The organism is Paenibacillus sabinae T27 (assembly GCF_000612505.1).
Classification (GTDB): Bacteria; Bacillota; Bacilli; order Paenibacillales; family Paenibacillaceae; genus Paenibacillus_AQ; species Paenibacillus_AQ sabinae.
Window position 1 is genome coordinate 3,216,893 of sequence record NZ_CP004078.1, and the last position, 19,687, is coordinate 3,236,579.

Below are 19,687 nucleotides of genomic sequence, written 5' to 3' on the forward strand. Positions count from 1 at the left end.
TCCCTGTATGGTCTCTCTTATTTGATAAATGCGTTGGGATCGATAATTAAAGCGACTTGACCGTCGCCAAGGATTGTGCCGCCCGAAATCCCCTGGATTTCCGGCAGGTATTTGCCCAGGTTCTTGATGACAATTTCGTTCTGGCCGATAAAATCCTGCACAGTGAGCGCTGCTAGCTTGTCCCCCTTGCGGATAACAACGATTTCCGTTTCTTCTTCCTCGCTCTCGTCGTACCCTTGCACATCGAAAATGGCGCCAAGAGAAACGACCGGAATATGCGAACCACGGAATTCCACCATCTTGGCCCCGTGGACGGAACGGATCTGGGAACGTTTCACTATCCCCGTCTCCACAATGGAAGACAGCGGAATCGCATACTTCTCCGAACCGAGCCGGATCAGCATCGCCGCGATAATGGACAGAGTAAGCGGAAGCTGCACTGAGAAATTCGTCCCTTTGCCGGGAGTGGAATAAATGGTGACATTGCCTCCGAGCGAAGTGATCTTTGCTTTGACGACATCAAGTCCGACCCCGCGACCCGAAATATCGGAAATGACCTCGGCTGTACTGAAGCCTGCCGCGAACAGCAGTTGATGGGCTTCGTTGTCGCTCATTGCCTCCGCCTGCTCCGGAGTAACAATTCCCTTCTTGATAGCGGATTTTAGCACTTTCTCGCGGGAAATACCGGCGCCGTCGTCCTGGATTTCAATGAAGACATGATTGCCGCTGTGGAATGCCCGCAGATGGATGGTGCCAGTCTCCGATTTGCCGGCCGCAATCCGGTCGGACACCGGTTCGATTCCATGGTCCAATGCATTGCGAAGCAGGTGAACAAGGGGATCGCCGATTTCATCGACGACGGTCCGGTCAAGCTCCGTCTCAGCGCCTGTAATAATGAGATCCACTTTTTTGTCGAGTGACTTGGCCAAATCCCGGATCATGCGCGGGAAGCGGTTGAACACCGTATCCACCGGCACCATGCGCAGCTTCATGACGATATTCTGCAGGTCCCCACTGACGCGGCTCATATGCTCGACCGTCTCGGTCAGCTCGGTGCTCTGGATGTCGGAAGCGAGCTGCTCCAGCCTTACGCGGTCGATCAGGAGCTCACTGAGCAGATTCATCAGAACATCCAGCCGGTCGATGTCAACACGGATCGTCCGGGAAGGAGCGCCGCCGCTTTTGGCGGGAGCCTTCTTGGCTTCTTCCTTCGGCGCGGCTGCCGGTTTCGCTTGGGTTTCCGGAGCCGGAGCGTCCTCCTGCTTGATCTCGGGAGGTGCTGCCTCGGCCGTAGCGGCGACTGCCGCTTGTCCAAGCTGGCTCAGCGATTCCATATCCAGCGCGAGCGACGTTACGCTCTCGATCTCGGACACACCCATGATCAGGGATTGCATTTCTTCAGCCGTTTTCTGGGTTATGTAATAAAGCGAAAAACTGTATTCAAATTTTTCCTGCTCGATATCCTGAACTGACGGGAAGGTCTTCACGACTTCGCCGTTACGCTCAAGCAATTCAAAAACCATATAAGCCCGTACGGCGCGAAGCTGACTGTCCTTGCGGAGCGTAACTTCAATAAACAGCACCTGATTCCCTTCCTGGATCGATTGCTCCAGAACGGAGAATTGGAATTCATCGAGCAGTGCGGGCGTTTCCGCTTGTTGGGGAGCAGCTGCAGACGGTGCAGCACCTCCGGCGGAGGGTACTTCGCCGCGAACGATTGCCTGAAGGGAGGCTACGATGGAAGAAACGTCGGCCTTGCCTTCGCCGCCGGCGGTAATGTCCTGAACCATTGCCTCAAGCGCGTCGAGACTCTTGAACAGCGTATCAAAAATAAATTCCTGCATGACCAGCTTCTCGTTGCGCACCAGATCGAGGACATTCTCCATTTGGTGCGTAAGCGAAGCCAGATCTTCAAATCCCATTGTCGCAGCCATGCCTTTTAACGTATGTGCGGAGCGGAAGATCACCTGCACAATGCTGAGATCGTCCGGACTGGCCTCAAGCGCCATCATATTTTCGTTCAAAGACTGCAGATGATCGTTCGACTCATCAATAAACATGGATAAATACTGATTCATGTCCATGCCTAGACACCTACCCTTCACGTTCGCTTTTCGCTATTTAACGACCTGAACCAGTCTTGGAGCTATGTCTTGCAGCGGCAAAATATAACTGACGCACTGCAGTTCGACCGCAGAACGCGGCATTCCGTAAACAACGCAGGTTTCCTCGCTCTCGGCAAAGGTTGACGTGACGCCGGCGTCGTATAAGGACTTCATCATCTTGGCGCCATCGCCTCCCATTCCGGTCATGATCACCGCATGACGCTCCAGGGAATCGAGCGGGAGCAAGGATTCGAACAACGTATCTACCGATGGCCGGTGCCCGTTTCGCGCCTCCTCTTTCGTCAGGCTGATGGTAAACTGTCCGCCAGCTGCTTCCGTCACTTTCATATGGTAGCCTCCCGGCGCGATATAGGCCGCTCCCTTCTTCAGAATCATTCCTTGCTCCGCCTCCATGACATCCAGCGGGCTGAATGTATTTAGCCGCTGGGCTAGCGACTTGGTGAAGTTGGGAGGCATATGCTGCACTATGACGATCGGTGCGGGAAAATCGGCCGGAATCTTCTCCAGCAGTGCCTTCAGCGCACGGGGACCGCCTGTTGAACACCCGACGGCCACAAGCTTATCCAGCCCCTTTGCATCCGGTTTGCGTTCCTTGGCAGCTGCAGAAGGAATGTCCGGAGCTGTACCTGAGATGGGAGACTTGGGCCTTGGAACATTGCCTGCAGGGGTCTCCGTCTTTGGCTTCAAGAGTGCCTTGCTGAGTCCGGCCGCCGGCGGCTTCGCTGCTGGCGGAACGGCCTTGAACCGGTCCCCGCTCCGGACAGGCTTGTTCTCACTCTGGAGATCTTCCGGTGCTCCGATATCCGGCGAGTGTGTCTCGCGGGGCGTCTTCGCTACTTGCCGCGGCAGTCTCTCCGCTTTGGTCTCACTGCCTCCTACAGGCTTGTCCGCGGGTTTTACTGGCGGCAGCAGAGGAGGAGATTCGGGAATCCGCGGTACGGGAGGAGCTTCGGCGGCCAGCAGCGCGGAGGCGGAACGGGCTTCCCGGCGTTCGCGTTCCAGCATGGCTTCCTTCATTTGCTCCCTTAACGCTTCCCCGACGCTGATGATATCGTGAGAGCTGGAAATCGAAGGTTTGCGGATAAAATCGAAAGCTCCGCCTTCCAGCGCCAATATCGTCTCTTTCATCCCTTCTTCATTTATGCCGGACAGCATAATAACCGGAAGGGGATGGTCAAGCATAATTCTTCTCAACGCCTCCAGGCCGTTCATCTCCGGCATTTCCACGTCCATGGTGACAAGATCGGGCTTTAGCTCTTTTACCTTGCCGACCGCTTCCCGGCCGTTTACCGCCGTTCCTGCGACCTGGAATTGGTCATCTTTCTCAATTAAATCGGAAATGATTTTGCGCATAAATGCCGAATCATCTACAACCAAAACTCGATATGGCTTCATGTCATTTCCACCTCTGTCCTCGAATTCAGAACATTTCTTATTTACGTCGAAGCCACTTGCTGATAAAGCCCTTTATTCCTTGAGGTCCCGCCGGGGCAGGAGGCCGCTGGGAGGACAAGTACTGCAGCGTTAATCTGCGAACATCCTTTGCAGCAACGCTATTCGGATACGCCATCGTGAACGGGATCTGGCGTTTGACCGCCTGAACCACATGCGTGTCGCTGGTGATATAACCGAGAAACGGGATATCCAGCTGCAGGAACCGCTGGGCGGCCATCCGGATTTTCTCGCTAGTCGCATCCGCTTCCCTGGTGTCAAATGCTTGATTGACGATCAGCTTGAACGGGACATGGGGATGACTTTTGTGCACCACTTTCATCAGGGCGTAGGCGTCGGTGATCGCCGTCGGCTCGGGCGTTGTGACAACAAGGCAATCGTCGGCGGAGGCGATGAATTTCATCGTTTCCTTGGACAGACCCGCGCCGGTATCGAAGAGAATAAAGTCCATATCGTCGGCGACCGCGGAAATCTGGGAAGTGAAGTAATTCAGGTCGCTCTCCGACAGCGAGAACAGTTCCTCCATTCCAGATCCCCCCGCGATAAATGGCAGATGTTCGGGACCGATTTGAATAATCTGCTCAATTCCGGCTTCTCTGCCCAACAAATGGTAAAGATTGTATGTTGGGGTAACGCCCATCAGCACATCCAAATTGGCCATACCGATATCGGCGTCGAAGAGAAGAACTTTTTTGCCTAAACTCTTGAGTGACAGCGCAAAATTGAGAGTGAAATTCGACTTCCCTACCCCGCCTTTTCCGCTGCAAACGGTAATAATCCGCGCCGAATGTTCTCCACTTTCGTTAATCACCCGGTTCTGTCCGGCGACAAGCTGTCGTAACGATTGCGCCTGGTCCATCATTGTTCACCCGCTCCAAGCAGCAAACCGCACAGCAGCTCTTCGGATGGCAGAAGCAAATCGTCGGGTACATTCTGGCCGTTGGTCATATAGGAAAGCGAAAGCGGGTAATCGTTCAGTAAATTAAAGACGGGTCCAAAGCTTCCCGTTTCGTCCAGCTTCGTAATGATGATCTTATCCAGCCGGTATTTGCTGAAATGCTCCGTAATAAGCTTCATGTCCCTGCTCTTCGATGTGAGGCTGAGGACCAAGTACGTCTCGCTCTTCAATGTCTGCGCGAGCAGACTTTGAAGTTCGGCAACAAGCAGTTCGTTGCGGAAGTTCCTTCCCGCGGTGTCCATCAGCACCAGATCGCAGCTCTCCAGCCGGGACAATGCCCGCTGCAGATCCCCCGGGGACTGAACAACCTCCAGAGGCACATTCAGGATGGACGCATACGTACGAAGCTGTTCAACCGCAGAGATGCGGTATGTGTCGGAGGTGATCAACCCGACCTTCCGGCCATGCCGGAACAGCTGGTCCGCAGCAAGCTTCGCCAAAGTGGTCGTCTTCCCCACACCGGTCGGACCGGCGACGTACAGCAGCTTTGTATCCGGGGCGATTCCCCCTCCAATTCGTGTCGACAGGAAATGGAGCACCTGCTCTTTGACCGCCTCATCGAATTTCTCCTGTGGCCACTGCCTTCCGGCTTGATTCCAGGCCTCCAGCACCTCCCCAATCCATTCCTCGATCAGCGCCGTGTCCATTTCCTGTTCAATCAGCCGCTCCCGCAGGCGCTCCAGCCGATCCGGCAGCTCCCTTGATTCGGCGGATTGCCGGGCGATCCGTTCGATCCACTGCTTCATTTCTTTAATTTCAGTAAGAATACCTTCGTCTGCAGTCCGTTCGGGAATGGCGAAAGTGCTGGAAGGAGCTACCTTAGGCTGCTCCGGGCCGGCTTCTTCCTCAGCCGCCTGAACCGGCGTTTCTGGCAACAGTTCCGCCTTCTCCGGCAGCACGGCTACTGCGCCCTGTTTCCCGGCCGCGTCTTGAAGTGCAGCGGCAATTTCGGCAAAGCTTCGTGGCGGCTCCGAAACTCCCGGGGCGGCATTGGCCGATGACGAAGCCGCAGCGTAGGCCTGACGGTAGGCGTTCGGGACACCTGCTCTTGGAGCGGCAGGTGAAGCTTCCCGTGCCCCGCCCGCCGTCTTCTTCTGCTCATTTTCAACCGCGGCAACGACTTCAATTTTCTTTTTTCGGAACATTCCCATGAACCCGCCGGTTCTGATCTCCTTCGTGCTCAGGATTACGGCGTCGCTTCCTAGCTCGCTGCGAATGGAATGCATGGCGTCCGGCATCGTATCGACAACGTAACGCTTCACTCTCATAGATTCACCACTCCAACGCTTTGAATTTCAATATTAGGCTCCAGTTCGCTGTACGACAGCACCGGAATATCCTGCATCGTCCGCTCGATCACCTGCCGCAAATACATGCGGATGGTAGGCGAAGTCAACACAATAGGCTGCTGTCCCGACTGCAAGAGACGGTTGATTTGCTCCATTAGACGCTGATACACCGTTTGGGTAGAGACGGGATCAAGTGCCAGATAACTGCCGTGCTCCGATTGCTGAACGCTTTCGGCGATCTTTTTCTCAAGCGACGGTCCTACTGTAATCACCTTCAGCGTTTCTCCCGATTGTGAGAACTGTTGGGTGATCTGTCTTGACAAAGCCTGCCTTACATACTCCGTAAGAACATCAGGATCTTTCGTATAAGTGCCATAATCGGCAAGGGTTTCAAAAATGGTAACCAAGTCCCGGATCGAAATCTTTTCACGCAGCAGCTTGGCCAGCACTTTCTGCAAATCCCCGATGGTGAGAACGGAAGGAATCAGTTCATCGACCAGAACAGGATAATTTTCGCGAATATTGTCGACGAGCGTTTTCGTTTCCTGCCGCCCGATCAGTTCATGGCCATGACGCTTGATCAGCTCGGTCAAGTGAGTAGCCACGACGGATGGCGGGTCCACCACGGTATAGCCCGCAAGTTCAGCCCGTTCCTTAACCGATTCATCGATCCACAAAGCAGGCAATCCGAACGACGGTTCGACCGTTTCAATGCCGGTAATCGACTCGTCATCATACCCGGGACTCATTGCCAAATAGTGATTAAGTAGTAATTCACCGCCGCCGACCTGATTTCCTTTTATTTTTATGACATATTCATTCGGTTTTAGTTGAATATTGTCGCGAATGCGAATAACCGGTACGACAAGTCCCATTTCAAGCGCGCACTGCCGTCGAATCATGATGATTCGATCCAGCAAATCGCCCCCTTGCTGAGTATCCGCCAGCGGAATCAGCCCGTAGCCGAACTCGAATTCAATCGGGTCGACGCTCAGGAGGCTGATCACGCTCTCCGGACTGCGCACCTCTTCAATTTGCTTCTCTTCAACCAGCTGCTCTTCCGCGATGGCCTTACGGCTTAAGTTCTGGGTCATCCTATAAGCGGCGAAGGCCATAAGTCCTGCAAGCGGAAGCGTGGTGATCGCATGAATCGGTGTAAAAAGTCCCAAAAACGCAACAGTTATCGCCACGATATACAAAAGCTTCGGATAAGACAATAATTGCCCTGTCAAATCTTCCGCTAAATTGCCATCCGAAGAAGCCCGAGTTACGATCAAGCCGGCCGCGGTCGAAATGAGCAGAGCAGGTATTTGGCTGACCAGACCGTCCCCGATCGTCAGAACGGAATAGGTTGACAGCGCTTCTTGAAAGGGCTTCCCGTGAATGGCAACCCCGATAATAAAGCCGCCGATCAAATTGATCAGCAGAATGATAATGCTGGCGATTGCATCTCCCTTGACGAATTTGCTCGCCCCGTCCATCGCCCCGTAGAAGTCAGCTTCACGCTCCACATTTTGCCGGCGCTCACGAGCCTGCTGCTCGTTGATCATACCCGCGTTTAAATCGGCATCGATGCTCATCTGCTTGCCTGGCATTGCATCCAGCGTAAATCTCGCACCTACCTCGGCAACGCGTTCCGAACCCTTGGTGATAACGATGAACTGAACAACAACGAGTATCAGAAAAACGATAAAACCGATGGCGATTTGTCCCCGGGCAATCCAGCCTCCGAACGTAGCCACAACCGAACCGGCATTGCCCTCGGCCAATATCAGCTTGGTTGTAGAGATGTTCAGTGCCAGGCGGAACAAGGTCGTGATCAGCAGCAGCGACGGAAAGATGGAGAACTGAAGGGGCTCCTTCGTATTCATCGCCACGAGAATAATCGTAAGCGCAATCGAAATATTGACAATCAGCAGAAAATCGAGGAGTCCTGAAGGAATAGGCAGAATCATCATCAGCACAATGCCGATAATGCCGATCAACACAGTTAAATCTTTAGCTTTCAATGCATTCTACCTCCCCTGCTATCTCTTTCTGCCTTTAAGCTTGTATACATAAGCCAGCACCTCGGCGACCGCCTGGAACAGATCCGCGGGAACCGAATCCCCAATCTCCGACCTTTGAAACAGCGCCCGTGCAAGCGGCTTGTTCTCCATCGTCATTACGCCGTGTTCCTTGGCAAGCTCACGGATGCGGAGTGCAACATAATCCTGGCCTTTGGCCACAATCTGCGGCGCCTCCATCTTCGAACCGTCATATTTCAATGCGACAGCGAAATGAGTCGGGTTCGTAATAATGACATCGGCTTTGGGCACTTCCTGCATCATCCGCTGCATCGCCATCCGGCGCTGGCGCTCCCTAATTTTACCTTTGATCAGCGGATCGCCTTCCATTTTTTTGTATTCGTCCTTGATTTCCTGTTTGGACATTCTCAGACTCTTCTCATGTTCGTAGCGCTGGTACATATAATCGAGCACTGCCATAATGAATAAGGCCACACCGATTTTGATGCCAAGAACAAGAGTTAATTTAGCGGTAAAGTGAAAAATGCTCTCCGTGCCGGTATGAGCCAGTGATGCGAAATCTTTTCTCTGCCCCCACAACGTGCTGTATACGAGATAGGCTATGATTACCAGCTTTAAGATCGATTTCAGCATTTCGACAAAAGAACGCATGGAAAAAATGTTTTGGAAGCCCTTGATCGGATTGATTTTGCTGAACTTGGGGGTAATTCCCTCACCCGTTACCATAAAACCAACCTGTCCCACGCTGGAGGCGAGTGCCATTACAAAGGTAATCCCCATTAAAGGTCCGAGCATAATCAGAATCTGCATCCCGTATTCGTTCAGCATTTGACGTACATTGGACGGGGTGACCTCCATCGTAAGCCGGTTTAGAAAGACGTCAGTAAACAGCGCCATAACCCGTTCCTTCAAAAATCCTCCGAACATCATCAGGCTCAGCACCCCGGCAAGCAGGACGATCGAGCCCGAAAGCTCGGCGCTTTTGGCAATTTGACCCTTTCTGCGGGCATCCTGCCGCTTCTTCGGTGTCGCCCTTTCCGTCTTCTCTCCGCCGAACAGCTGGAGATCGAGTTGATATCGATAGGCCAATTCCGGCCCTCCTTACTTCATTTAAGGACTGTTCCCCATCAAGGTGAGCAAATTGCGCATCGATTCGAACATAATATTGAACAGGCTTTGAAAAAGCGCAGCCAGCGTTGGCATTAACACAAGCAGCAGCACCAGACCGACAATGATCTTCAGCGGAACGCCGATGACGAACACATTATACTGCGGCGCGGTTCTAGCCAGATAAGCAAGTCCGATATCCGTCAAAAATAGCGCGGCCACGAGTGGAGCGGACATTTGAAACGCGAGCACGAACGACTGCGCGAACGACCGCATCAGGAAATCCGGCAGATTTCCGTTCATCAATTTCACCAGCAGCTGATTATCCAAAGGCACCCAATGATAACTGTTAATAATGGCATCCAGCAGATAATGGTGACCGTTCATCCCCAGGAACATCAGCAGCGCGATCATGTATTTAAAATTGCCAAGCAAGGGCGAGGACGCACCCGTCATCGGATCAATGACATTCGCAATCCCGAAGCCGATCTGGATGTCGATAAATGAGCCGGCCGTTTGGATCGCCATGAACATCAGATAACCCATATATCCGAGCAGCAGCCCGATCAGGGATTCCCTGATGATCAGCAAAATAATACCAAGATCTTCGGGCACCGTGACGCCTGTTCCCCTAGCGCTGAATACGATGAGCGAGATGAAAAAGGAAATGCCGATTTTGAACGCTGCTGGTACGCCTCGGGAAGAAAAGACAGGCACGACAACAAAAAAAGCAGTAATTCGACAAAAAATAAGCAAAAAGACAGGTAAACCTTTCAAGATGGAATCGATCATGGTGTTCATCCGATATACAAATAAAGATTACCCAGGATCTGGGATGTGAAGTCTGTAAGCTTCGTCACGATCCAGGGACCGAACAGAAGCAGGGCCAGCAGCACGGCGACGATTTTGGGGACAAAAGCCAGCGTCTGCTCCTGAATCTGGGTTGTTGCCTGAAAAATACTGATAATCAGTCCGACAACCAGACCGAAAATAAGCATGGGTGCGCTGATTTCAAGCATCAGATACACCGCCTGACCCGCAAGACCGATAATAAATTCCGTACTGATATCCTTCGCCTCCTATCTCCTGTCAGGTGCCGTAGCTGAGCAGCAGCGATTTAACCACCAGATACCAACCGTCCACCAGCACAAACAGCATGATTTTAAAAGGCAGCGAGATCATCACTGGCGGAAGCATCATCATCCCCATGGCCATCAATGTGCTGGCAACCACGATATCAATAATCAAAAAAGGAATGAAAATCATAAAGCCCATTTGAAAAGCCGTTTTCAATTCACTCATTGCAAAAGAAGGCACGAGCACCGTCAGCGGAATATCGGAATAGCTGGCCGGTTTGTTGTTCCCCGTATAGCCGTTGTATTTCATGAACAGCAGCAGGTCCTTCTCATGCGTATATTTGAACATAAATTTTTTCATCGGATCGGCGGCTTTGTTAAAAGCTTCCGTCTGCGTAATCTGGCCTTTGATATAAGGCTGAAGCGCCGTCTGATTCACCGTCGAAAAGGTTGGTGCCATAACGAACAGCGTCAGAAAAAGAGCAAGTCCTACAAGCACCTGGTTTGGCGGCATCTGCTGCGTTCCGAGCGAAGTGCGAATGAAGCCCAGCACGATGACGATCCGGGTAAAGCTGGTCATCAGGACCAAAAAAGCCGGAGCCACGCTCAGAACCGTAACCAGCAGCAAAATGGAAATGGAACTGGTGCCGCCTTGACTGCCATTTCCTCCAACCTGTATATCTATATTCGGAATCGGCTCGGCGGCATAGATCGGTTGCAGAGCCAGAAAACTGACTACGCCAATCAGGAGGAAGGCAATTAAAAGCTTTTTGTTCATAATTTCCCCTGCCTGTCCTTTTGGTCTTCGCCGCCAAGCAGCTCCTCGATCTGCTTGTTCCGGTCCGGAGCGGATCGCAGCTTGGACTGCAGCAGCTCATAGAAAGAAGAAGTTTCATTCAGCTCCATTTCCTGAGACGGAACTTCCCCGCGCAGCCTTCCCTTCACCTTGGAAATCAGCGGAACGAGGAAGTTTCCGCCGGAAACGGACTGTTCCTCGAATGCCGATATGATCATCGCCACTTCTTCGGGATCGGTGATTTTATCCAGAATGGACACATTATCGCCTACGCCGATCAAATAAAGGCTCCCTCCAACTTCAATGATCTGCATCGACTTGCCCGGACCGAGCCCCACCGCACCCAGGGTGCGCATGGACCGGCCGCTCATCCAAGTCTGATTGCGCCGTCCCAGAAACCGAATCAGCAGAATGATGATCACGATAATGACCGCCAGCACAAAAATAACATTGAGCAGGTTCAGCAAGTAATTGCCTGTGCCGGACATGGGCTCTTCCTACACGCCCAGCGTTTTGTTGATGGCTTCAATAACGCGGTCCGCTTGGAAAGGCTTGACAATAAAGTCCTTCGCTCCCGCCTGGATTGCGTCAATAACCATAGCCTGCTGACCCATGGCGGAGCACATAATAACCTTGGCGTTGGCGTCCACTTTTTTGATTTCTTTCAGAGCGGCGATACCGTCCATTTCAGGCATGGTAATGTCCATGGTGATCAGGTCGGGACGCAGTTCTTTGAACTTCTCAATTGCCTGGGAACCGTCCTGAGCCTCTCCTACTACTTCAAATCCATTTTTGGACAAAATGTCGCGAATCATCATTCTCATAAATGCAGCATCGTCCACGATCAGAATTCGGTTAGCCATTTTTACAAAATCCTCCCTAAATTATGCTTTTATTGTAGTTTTTGAATTCGGTCCCATTGGCTTACAATATCCGTTACGCGAACGCCGAAGTTTTCGTCGATTACCACAACTTCCCCCTTGGCAATCAGCTTGTTGTTCACCAGAATATCGACGGGCTCGCCGGCGAGCTTGTCCAGCTCGATAATCGATCCCTGCGACATTTCAAGAATATCCTTAATTTGCTTCTGGGTCCTTCCTAATTCTACGGTTACTTTCAGGGGTATGTCCATCAGTAAGTTCAAATTATTTTCGTCAATATTTCCAAAAACGTTGCCGCTGAGATTGCCGAACTGTACCGGTTGAACATTGACGTTTCGGTTCGGCGGAGAAGATTGCGGCGGGGTCTGCGAATAAGGCGTTCCCTGCGGCGGCATTCCCGGTTGTCCGGGCATTCCCTGTGGGGGCATACCATATGGCGGCATCCCTGGCATACCATAAGGCGGCATACCGTAAGGCGGATAATAATACCCTCCTTCCGGCATTCCCGGATACGGCGGCTGCATAGGAGGAGTCTGCTGTTCAGGGGCCGACTGCGGCGGCTGCTGAGCTGCCGGTGTGGGCTGCTGCGGCGAAGGCGCAGACTGTGGCGCTTCCGGCATCGCCGGCGCTTCCACAGCTGCTGCCGGCTCGCTCGAAGCCGCAACGTCGCCAAGGAGCATAGTAACCATATCCTTGGCAAACTGTACCGGGAGCAGCTGCATGAGCGTCGAATCGATCAAATCGCCAATGATAAGACGGAACGAAATTCGAATCAGTGTCTCGTCCTCCGGCAGGCTTCCAACTCCCTCGCCGCTTGACATATTAAGAATATCGATATCAGGCGGCGATATGTTGACAAACCGGTTAAAGATGGTCGACATCGACGTAGCGGAGGAGCCCATCATTTGATTCATGGCCTCTTGTACGGCGCTGACGTGAATCTCATTCAGCTCTTCGTCTTTCGGCTCTCCGTTTCCGCCAAGCATGAGATCGGCAATAACCTGGGCGTCGCGAATTTTGATTACGAGTGAGTTAATGCCCTGAAATCCGTCCACATACTGGACATGAACAGCAACATGAGGCTTAGGAAAGGCTTCTTCAAACTCACTGCGCTTAATAATAGAAACTTTTGGAGTGGTAATGTCCACTTTTTTGCCCAGCAGAGTCGAAAGCGCTGTTGCGGCGCTGCCAAACGTAATGTTTCCAATTTCCCCCAACGCATCCTGTTCAAACGGCGTCAGATAATCATCTACCGTCTTTTCGGAAGGTACGCTTTCCTCGCTTCCCCCCGCCGATTGTCTTAAAAGAGCGTCGATTTCTTCCTGGGATAAATAATCTTTACTCGTCACGTTCTACAACTCCTTCGCTGACAATCTCGTCAATTTGCACAGCTACCCGGTCCTTGACCATACCCGGACTACCGATGAATTTCAGCTTGTCTCCTACTCTGATCGACAGTCCGGTATTAACGGTCCTGTTCAGCGAGATGACGTCCCCGATATTCAGGCCGAGGAATTCGGATATAGAAATCGTGGATTCCCCCAGTTCGGCTACAACCGGCAGCTGCGCCCGGCTCACACTGGCCTTGATCGCCTCTATTTCCTGCTCGTCCCGCAGCTTTTTCTCCGATACAAACCATTGATGGACAGATAGCCTGGACATAATCGGTTCAAGAACAACGTGCGGAATACATAGATTAATCATGCCCGTCGTATCGCCAATCTTCGTGCTTAGCGAGATCAGCGCGATGGTTTCGTTAGGGGATACAATCTGCATGAACTGCGGATTGGTCTCCAGCGCCTCCATACGGGGTTCAATGTCAAGCACCGTCTTCCAGGCCTCCTGAAGGCTTTCGAAGCATCTGCTGAATATGCGCTCCATTATGGTCGTTTCGATCTCGGTTAGGGCTGCTATTTTGGAAGGCGCTGTTCCGACGCCTCCAAGCAGCCGGTCCAGCATGGCAAAGGCGATATTCGGATGCACTTCCAGCACCATTCTGCCTTCCAAGGGTTCGGCCTCAAAAATGTTCAATATCGTCATCTTGGGGATGGAACGGATGAATTCATCATATGGCAGCTGCTCTACCTGAACGACACTGATCTGTACAAAGGTTCGCAGCTGCGCCGAAAAGTACGTCGTAAGGTAGCGCGCAAAGTTTTCATGAATACGTGTCAGGCTTCGGATATGATCCTTTGAAAAGCGAACAGCCCGTTTGAAATCATAGGAACGAATTTTGCGCTGGGTTTCTTCTTTTTTGAGCTCGTCGGCGTCCATCTCGCCGGATGAGAGAGCTGCAAGCAGGGCATCAATCTCATTTTGCGACAGTACATCAACCATTCAATCACCCCCCGTAAAAATACTCGGAATCCGCAGTCTAGATCGTTGCCAAAATATAATTAGTAATCTCAACCTGGGTCAGCTTACCTTCTGGCAGTACGTTATTGATTAAGTTAACCAGCTTGCTGCAGAGCCGGTCTTTTCCGGCCGCTCCGTTCAAATCCTGCGGCTTCTCATCGGCCAGCGTCTTGATTATCAGCGGTTTGATTTTGATTTCCTTGATTTTCTCGAATTCTTCCTTAGCCGTTTCGGTATCCAGTTGGAACGCAAAATTTATAGAAACGATATAATTTGGATCAGCAAGATTCGTTTTAATATCGGTTATTTCCGAAGTCATGGCTACTATTTCGTCCGCGGTCAGTTTTTTAGTTTCCACCTGCTGTGCCGCGTCGTTCACCGCGTTACCGGTGTCGCTCGCAAACCATTTATTCATCAGTAAAAAGGCGGCAACCACGATCAACGTAATCGCAAGCAAAATCGTAATGAGCCAAGGCAGCATCTTTTTCATGAAGGCTCCTCCTGAGTATGGACTTTAATGGTGGCTGAATGGGCGCCGATTTCCTTATTGTAGTCCCTTATTTTCGCAATAACTTCATCGGCTTTTTCAAGAACGATCAGCCTTTTGCCCGTCACAAGTGTGATATAGGTATCCGGGCTTTCCTCCACCATTTCCACCAGCAGGGCATTCAGCCACATTGGCGATCCGTTTAATCGTGTTACCGAGATCATGCGAGGCCTCCTAATAAGGAGAAACGGCTGTACCGTCCTGACTAGGCGGCACTCGTTTCCCGTAAAAATATAAACCGGTTAAATATAGAAAAACTTAAAAAAGCGAAACGAAACTATTATACTGCAAGACCGGCAGCCAAGTATATTGAAAAAATGACTGCCGGTATAATCTCAATTAATTAGCGTTTCAGATTGACGACTTCCTGAAGCACCTCATCCGATGTTGTAATAATCCGGGAGTTGGCCTGGAAGCCGCGCTGAGCGACGATCATTTCCGTAAATTCGCCCGTCAGATCGACATTGGACATTTCCAACTGCCCTGCGACTATCGCTCCGGTACCCGCTGCCGTATTGTTGGCGGTTGTAGGTTCCAAAGCGCCGCCCGCGTTGGCATTCAAGGTCATACGATAGAGATTGCCTCCGATTTTCTCCAGGCCCTGCGGGTTGCTTACTTTGGCTACACCGATCTGAACTCCAGGCTCAGTCGTTCCGTCGGCCATCGTCTGGATGATCGTCCCGTCGTTGGAAATGGAGAACGCGGTAACATCCTCTCCAATCACGATCGGCTCGCCGCCAGAGTCCAGCACATGAAGACCGTCGGAGGTAACCAGATTGCGGCTCGCGTCAACATGGAAATCCCCGGCCCGAGTCAGAAACGGGGTGGCTTGATCATCAGTCAGCCTTACCAAAAAGAAGCCGTCTCCGTCGATCCGCAGATCAGTCGGATTATTCGTTGTTTGGGCACTTCCGGCCAAGTGCAGCGTGTCAACGGACCCGATGCTTACGCCTAGTCCAATTTGCTTGGAGTTGACGCCGCCCTGTGCGCCGTCAACCGGAGCTGAAACACCGGAGATCGTCTGGCTCATAATATCTTTGAACATTACGCGGCCCGCTTTGAAGCCAACCGTATTGACATTCGCGATGTTATTGCCAATAACGTCCAGCTTCGTTTGAAAACCGCGCATCCCGGATACACCGGAGTACATGGATCTTAACATGATATTACCTCCCAGAAATGGAGCTTGATCGCTCAGGTAAATTTGATATGACTCTCAGAGATGGACCGCGTCAGTCGGTCGGCGGTCGCTCCGGCTCTCCGTTAGGTCCAGCCGGATCAAGAAATAATAACTGCGCTATCGATTTGGGTAAATACATTGTCTTTCATCGAATCGCCATCCATTGCCGTCACAACGGTACGGTTCGCTACACTTACAATCAATGCCAAATTGTTCATCAGTATCAGCGATTCCTTGCTGCCTTTGGCCGCCGCTTTGTCCACGGCTGAGGAAATCTGGTCAAGCTGCTTGTTTCCGAGCTGAATACCGCGCTGTTCCAAGCGTTTGGCTGCATGATTGCTGAATTTCAGCAGCTTTCGCTGAAGGACTTTCTCGAAGGATTCGTCCGATGATGGAAGTACGGCATTATTGCCAGCACTCGGTCGCTGTAAATAACCGGGGTGCCGGACGCCCGTATACATCTGTCCAACGGTCATCTTATCGTTCATGACGCCGCCCCGCTTCCTCCGCCGCCTGCAGTTTCCGCCGTGGAGCCGCCGCTGCCGTCCTGAATTCTAGTAATATCGGTAAGGGCGATTTTCTCCTTTCCGACCATCGCGTATTGAACGCCGCCGCTGACCACAATAGAATCTACCGTTCCCGATTTCTCATCTGAGGAGGAACTGTCGAGCCAGCTGACATTTTTCCCGATCAGGCCGGAAACCGAACCTAGCGATTGATTAAGCGCCGTCAATTGACCCGAAATGTTCATGAGCTGCTCAACCGATGAGAATTGAGCCATTTGAGCGATAAATTCCTTGTCTTCCATCGGCTGCATCGGGTCCTGATTCTGAAGCTGCGTAATCAGTATTTTTAAAAATTGGTCTTTTCCAAGCGATGCGTTGCCCGCACTGCTGCTTGCACTGTTGGCTGCCGAATAATTCGGCCATACATTGCTTGTTGATATGATGCTGTTTGAGGTTGCCACTACCTTTCACCTCCTTTTTCATTCGCATTAAGCCTCGGCCGAGAATTGGCTTGCCGGATTACGGGTGATCTGCCGTTCATTAGCCAGCCATTCTTTCCAGTCACTATCCAGCTCGGCGGCCAAGACGGCATCGTCCGAAGAATCTTTGCGCTCCTTGGACCGTCTGTCCGACGCCTGACCTCCAGTTCCCGAATGGCGCCCATCATGAAAGAGCTGCGATTGGAGCGGTGTATTGTTCTGCGAAACTTCGAGCTTCTCTACTTGAAGACCTTGGGACTGAAGTGCTGCCCGCAGCTGAGACATTTGATTCTCCAGCAAATCCCTGGCTCCGGAATGCTCGGTCATAAACTGCGCGACCACATGTCCGTTCTGCATTGTGATTTTGACATCCACCTGACCCAAATGTTCCGGAAATAACGATAGGGTCGCTTCAGCGACTCCGCCCTTCTTGACGATTTCAAGTTTACCAGTAATGAAGCCGGACATCTCCTCAGCGAACTTGTGAACCGGCACTTGCGGTATTTCCGCCTTTGGAGCAGTTGTAATGCCGTCCTTCATCGAGAGCTGCCCTGCGGTAATGACACTGCTGTCCCCTTGTGCAGACTGTTCAGCGGCCGAATCAATCAGCGTACCTTCGTTTGCTTGAACATGCTCTTTAGGAATTTCAGCGGATGCTGAAGACCATTTCAGCGGCAGCGAATTTCCGGAAGCCGTTTGCGAATCCGAGGAGGTTGTGCCGGCCTGTCCCGATGCGTCCGGTTGGATCAATACGTCGGCAGACTTGGAAAGCGTGACTCCTGCGTTTGCATCGCCGGCCTTCGGAGCCGTATGCCCAGGAAGCTTAACCGCATCATTGGACCCGGATGCCAATGCCGCTGCTGTGGCTGCGTGAGTCGTATGATCGGTCGGGGCAACCGTTCCGGTATAGGGCGCTATCACAGCCGCAAAGCTGTTGAACAGTGCCATTGCTTTGCCAGCCGAGGCATCATCGCCAGTCTCAGAAGCCTGCTGCATCCATGCTGCGAGGTTATTGAGTTGATCCTGAACGGCAAACCTTGCTGTTGCGGGATTCTGCGCGATCGGCGTGAGCGCGGCCTGATTTTGCGGCTCCGCTGCATCATTGCCTGACAATAAAGCGGACACCTGAACCAGCCACCCTTGAAGAGCCGCCAGCAGAGCGGGGTCACTTTCGATTTGTTCATCCAGTTTGGAAAGGTCAGGAACCAGCTCTTCCAGGAGCTTCTTGCCGGACAGATCTGCCGAATCTCCATCTTGCCCGGCGGAACCGGATAGCGCCGAAAAAAGAAGGTTCTGCAGCGCCACTACCGCCGAGTTGTTGGGAGAAGCCGCTGCCGGGTCCGAGGTTAAGCCTGCCATCGACTGGATCAATGTATTCGAGAACATTCCGGTTTCTGCAGTGCTTGGCGTTCCAGGAGAAGCCGTCGTTTTCGCGCTCGGGCCTTTGCCTAATGAGATCATTTGAAATACGAGACTCATTTCATTTCACCTCCTTTCAAGTCTTGACAGTTACTTGGCGCCCATCAGACGATTCACAACTTTGGCAGCGACGCCGTTCGTATCGTTCTTGGTCATTTCGGATAAAATGCCAGACCGTACGCTGTCAGTAACAGTGCTTAAAATGGTAATCACCTTATCCGGACTGATGGTGTACATTTCAGTCAGCAGCTTTGCCGCCTCCGTGGCAGGCATGGAGGTAAAGGTCTGGCTAAGCTTTTGCTTGTCCAGATTTGCACTGCTTCCGGTCGGAGCCGCTGTCGCCGCCGAGTCCTGCTTCAATCTGGATTGAAGGGCTGCAATAGCCATATCGGAAGAATTGGTTGATTCTTTTAGCTTAACGGATACATCCGCAGCGATTTTCGGGTCCATTTTTTCCAGGATCGCCGTTTTGCTGTCGTTATTCATCCCGCTGAGCAGCTGAACAACCTCCTCAGTCGTCATGTTCTGCATGATTGCCGCCGCTTTGGACGCCTTCATTCCTGCATACAGCTTGGTCATTGCCACGATTTGCTTCTGGTGCTCATCCTCGGTTTCGACCGGCTGCTGACTGCTTGCGGCCTGCTGCATATCGCCGATCTGCGACTTCAGTGCCTCAACCTGCTTGTCCTGGGCGCTTTTCTGCTCATTCAGCTGTTTAACCGTCTCCGCCTGCTGGGAGAGCTGGGTCTTCAGCTCCTTAATAGTCGCGTCCGAGCTAGCCGCCTGTTCCTCCGCCGATTGACTGTCCCCGGAGGTCTCGCCTTTCGGATCGGGTATCCATTTGTTCACAACCGGAATTTTATTCGCGATTTGCAGCATGTCGTTCCGGTAGTCCATATTAAAGAGCGCCAGCAGAACCCCGATCAGAACCAGGGTGAAAATAATCGGTATCATCAGAAAAAGAAACCGTTCGAACTTCCCGGCTGACCCTTCGTTTTCAAGTTCCATATCGTTCTGTGCCACTGCCGAATAACCTCCAGACGTCAGAGGGACTTCATCGCGAAGCGGACGGTAGCCATCTCATCCAATTCGTTTTGCTCCCGCAAATTCATATTCTGTTTAAAAATACCCAGTGCCTTATCTCTTGCTTTCAGCCAAACCTTCTCGTCGAGCGCCTTGGAATTCAAATTTTCCTGCTTCATTGTAACTTCCTCATGCGCCCGGCTGATTTCGGCTTGCTTGCGCGCAATGCAGTTATCCAGGTAGTCAACGTAATCCTGCATTTCCAGGATCGCAGCCATGGGGGTTCTCCTTTCGGCCGCATCCTGAAGGGCAACCAACGTGCCGTTCCGCTGTTCCATCAGTTCAACCATGTCTTTCTCCTGTGTCTGCAGTTCTCCAATCGCACTTGAGAGCATCCATTCCGCCTGTGTTTTTTCATTGCCTTTCAAGTCGACAACCTTTTGGAATGTATAATGAAATTTCATTG

21 protein-coding genes are annotated in these 19,687 nt (G+C 52.0%); all 21 read right to left on the reverse strand.

The genetic code is table 11. The features are described from left to right. Nucleotides 1–17 precede the first annotated feature (17 nt). A complete protein-coding gene (locus PSAB_RS14740; protein WP_025335352.1) occupies nt 18–2,084 on the reverse strand; it encodes a chemotaxis protein CheA in 2,067 nt (688 codons plus the stop codon). A 33-nt stretch (nt 2,085–2,117) separates the two neighbouring features. Further along, nucleotides 2,118–3,521: a protein-glutamate methylesterase/protein-glutamine glutaminase gene (locus tag PSAB_RS14745; protein WP_025335353.1), complete on the reverse strand. Its 1,404-nt coding sequence runs from the start codon at nt 3,519–3,521 to the stop codon at nt 2,118–2,120. 37 nt (nt 3,522–3,558) lie between these two features. Beyond that, on the reverse strand, nt 3,559–4,440 hold the full coding sequence (locus tag PSAB_RS14750) for a MinD/ParA family protein (RefSeq protein ID WP_025335354.1): 882 nt from the start codon (nt 4,438–4,440) through the stop codon (nt 3,559–3,561). Next, nucleotides 4,437–5,804, reverse strand: a complete 1,368-nt coding sequence (gene flhF / locus PSAB_RS14755; protein ID WP_025335355.1) for a flagellar biosynthesis GTPase FlhF — start codon at nt 5,802–5,804, stop codon at nt 4,437–4,439. Before flhF ends, PSAB_RS14750 begins: the two co-directional genes overlap by 4 nt. Beyond that, a complete protein-coding gene (gene flhA / locus PSAB_RS14760; protein ID WP_025335356.1) occupies nt 5,801–7,834 on the reverse strand; it encodes a flagellar biosynthesis protein FlhA in 2,034 nt (677 codons plus the stop codon). The genes flhF and flhA overlap by 4 nt, the downstream gene beginning before the upstream one ends. Nucleotides 7,835–7,852: 18 nt before the next feature. Continuing rightward, on the reverse strand, nt 7,853–8,941 hold the full coding sequence (gene flhB, locus PSAB_RS14765; RefSeq protein ID WP_025335357.1) for a flagellar biosynthesis protein FlhB: 1,089 nt from the start codon (nt 8,939–8,941) through the stop codon (nt 7,853–7,855). 21 nt (nt 8,942–8,962) lie between these two features. Beyond that, a complete protein-coding gene (gene fliR, locus PSAB_RS14770; RefSeq protein WP_038595934.1) occupies nt 8,963–9,751 on the reverse strand; it encodes a flagellar biosynthetic protein FliR in 789 nt (262 codons plus the stop codon). 5 nt (nt 9,752–9,756) lie between these two features. Beyond that, nucleotides 9,757–10,026, reverse strand: coding sequence for a flagellar biosynthesis protein FliQ (fliQ, locus tag PSAB_RS14775; RefSeq protein ID WP_025335359.1), 270 nt, complete (start codon nt 10,024–10,026; stop codon nt 9,757–9,759). 22 nt (nt 10,027–10,048) lie between these two features. Continuing rightward, nucleotides 10,049–10,813 (reverse strand): flagellar type III secretion system pore protein FliP, encoded by a 765-nt coding sequence (gene fliP / locus PSAB_RS14780; RefSeq protein WP_025335360.1) that lies wholly within the window; start codon nt 10,811–10,813, stop codon nt 10,049–10,051. Then, a complete protein-coding gene (locus tag PSAB_RS14785; protein ID WP_025335361.1) occupies nt 10,810–11,319 on the reverse strand; it encodes a flagellar biosynthetic protein FliO in 510 nt (169 codons plus the stop codon). The genes fliP and PSAB_RS14785 overlap by 4 nt, the downstream gene beginning before the upstream one ends. Nucleotides 11,320–11,328: 9 nt before the next feature. Then, nucleotides 11,329–11,694: a response regulator gene (locus tag PSAB_RS14790; RefSeq protein ID WP_019910416.1), complete on the reverse strand. Its 366-nt coding sequence runs from the start codon at nt 11,692–11,694 to the stop codon at nt 11,329–11,331. 29 nt (nt 11,695–11,723) lie between these two features. Further along, a complete protein-coding gene (gene fliY / locus PSAB_RS14795; RefSeq protein ID WP_025335362.1) occupies nt 11,724–13,061 on the reverse strand; it encodes a flagellar motor switch phosphatase FliY in 1,338 nt (445 codons plus the stop codon). After that, a complete protein-coding gene (gene fliM, locus PSAB_RS14800; RefSeq protein WP_025335363.1) occupies nt 13,051–14,049 on the reverse strand; it encodes a flagellar motor switch protein FliM in 999 nt (332 codons plus the stop codon). The genes fliY and fliM overlap by 11 nt, the downstream gene beginning before the upstream one ends. A 37-nt stretch (nt 14,050–14,086) precedes the next feature. After that, nucleotides 14,087–14,557, reverse strand: coding sequence for a flagellar basal body-associated FliL family protein (locus PSAB_RS14805; protein WP_025335364.1), 471 nt, complete (start codon nt 14,555–14,557; stop codon nt 14,087–14,089). After that, nucleotides 14,554–14,778, reverse strand: coding sequence for a flagellar FlbD family protein (locus tag PSAB_RS14810; protein ID WP_025335365.1), 225 nt, complete (start codon nt 14,776–14,778; stop codon nt 14,554–14,556). The genes PSAB_RS14805 and PSAB_RS14810 overlap by 4 nt, the downstream gene beginning before the upstream one ends. Nucleotides 14,779–14,957: 179 nt before the next feature. Then, on the reverse strand, nt 14,958–15,776 hold the full coding sequence (flgG, locus tag PSAB_RS14815) for a flagellar basal body rod protein FlgG (RefSeq protein ID WP_025335366.1): 819 nt from the start codon (nt 15,774–15,776) through the stop codon (nt 14,958–14,960). A gap of 116 nt (nt 15,777–15,892) precedes the next feature. After that, on the reverse strand, nt 15,893–16,282 hold the full coding sequence (locus PSAB_RS14820; protein ID WP_025335367.1) for a TIGR02530 family flagellar biosynthesis protein: 390 nt from the start codon (nt 16,280–16,282) through the stop codon (nt 15,893–15,895). Beyond that, a complete protein-coding gene (gene flgD / locus PSAB_RS14825; RefSeq protein ID WP_025335368.1) occupies nt 16,279–16,761 on the reverse strand; it encodes a flagellar hook assembly protein FlgD in 483 nt (160 codons plus the stop codon). Before flgD ends, PSAB_RS14820 begins: the two co-directional genes overlap by 4 nt. 27 nt (nt 16,762–16,788) lie before the next feature. Further along, on the reverse strand, nt 16,789–18,258 hold the full coding sequence (locus PSAB_RS14830) for a flagellar hook-length control protein FliK (protein WP_025335369.1): 1,470 nt from the start codon (nt 18,256–18,258) through the stop codon (nt 16,789–16,791). Between the two features lie 30 nt (nt 18,259–18,288). Then, nucleotides 18,289–19,221: a MotE family protein gene (locus PSAB_RS14835; RefSeq protein WP_025335370.1), complete on the reverse strand. Its 933-nt coding sequence runs from the start codon at nt 19,219–19,221 to the stop codon at nt 18,289–18,291. Nucleotides 19,222–19,241: 20 nt separating this feature from the next. Then, nucleotides 19,242–19,685 carry a flagellar export protein FliJ gene (gene fliJ / locus PSAB_RS14840; RefSeq protein WP_025335371.1) on the reverse strand — a complete coding sequence of 148 codons (444 nt, stop codon included), beginning with the start codon at nt 19,683–19,685 and terminating at the stop codon, nt 19,242–19,244. Nucleotides 19,686–19,687 lie beyond the last annotated feature (2 nt).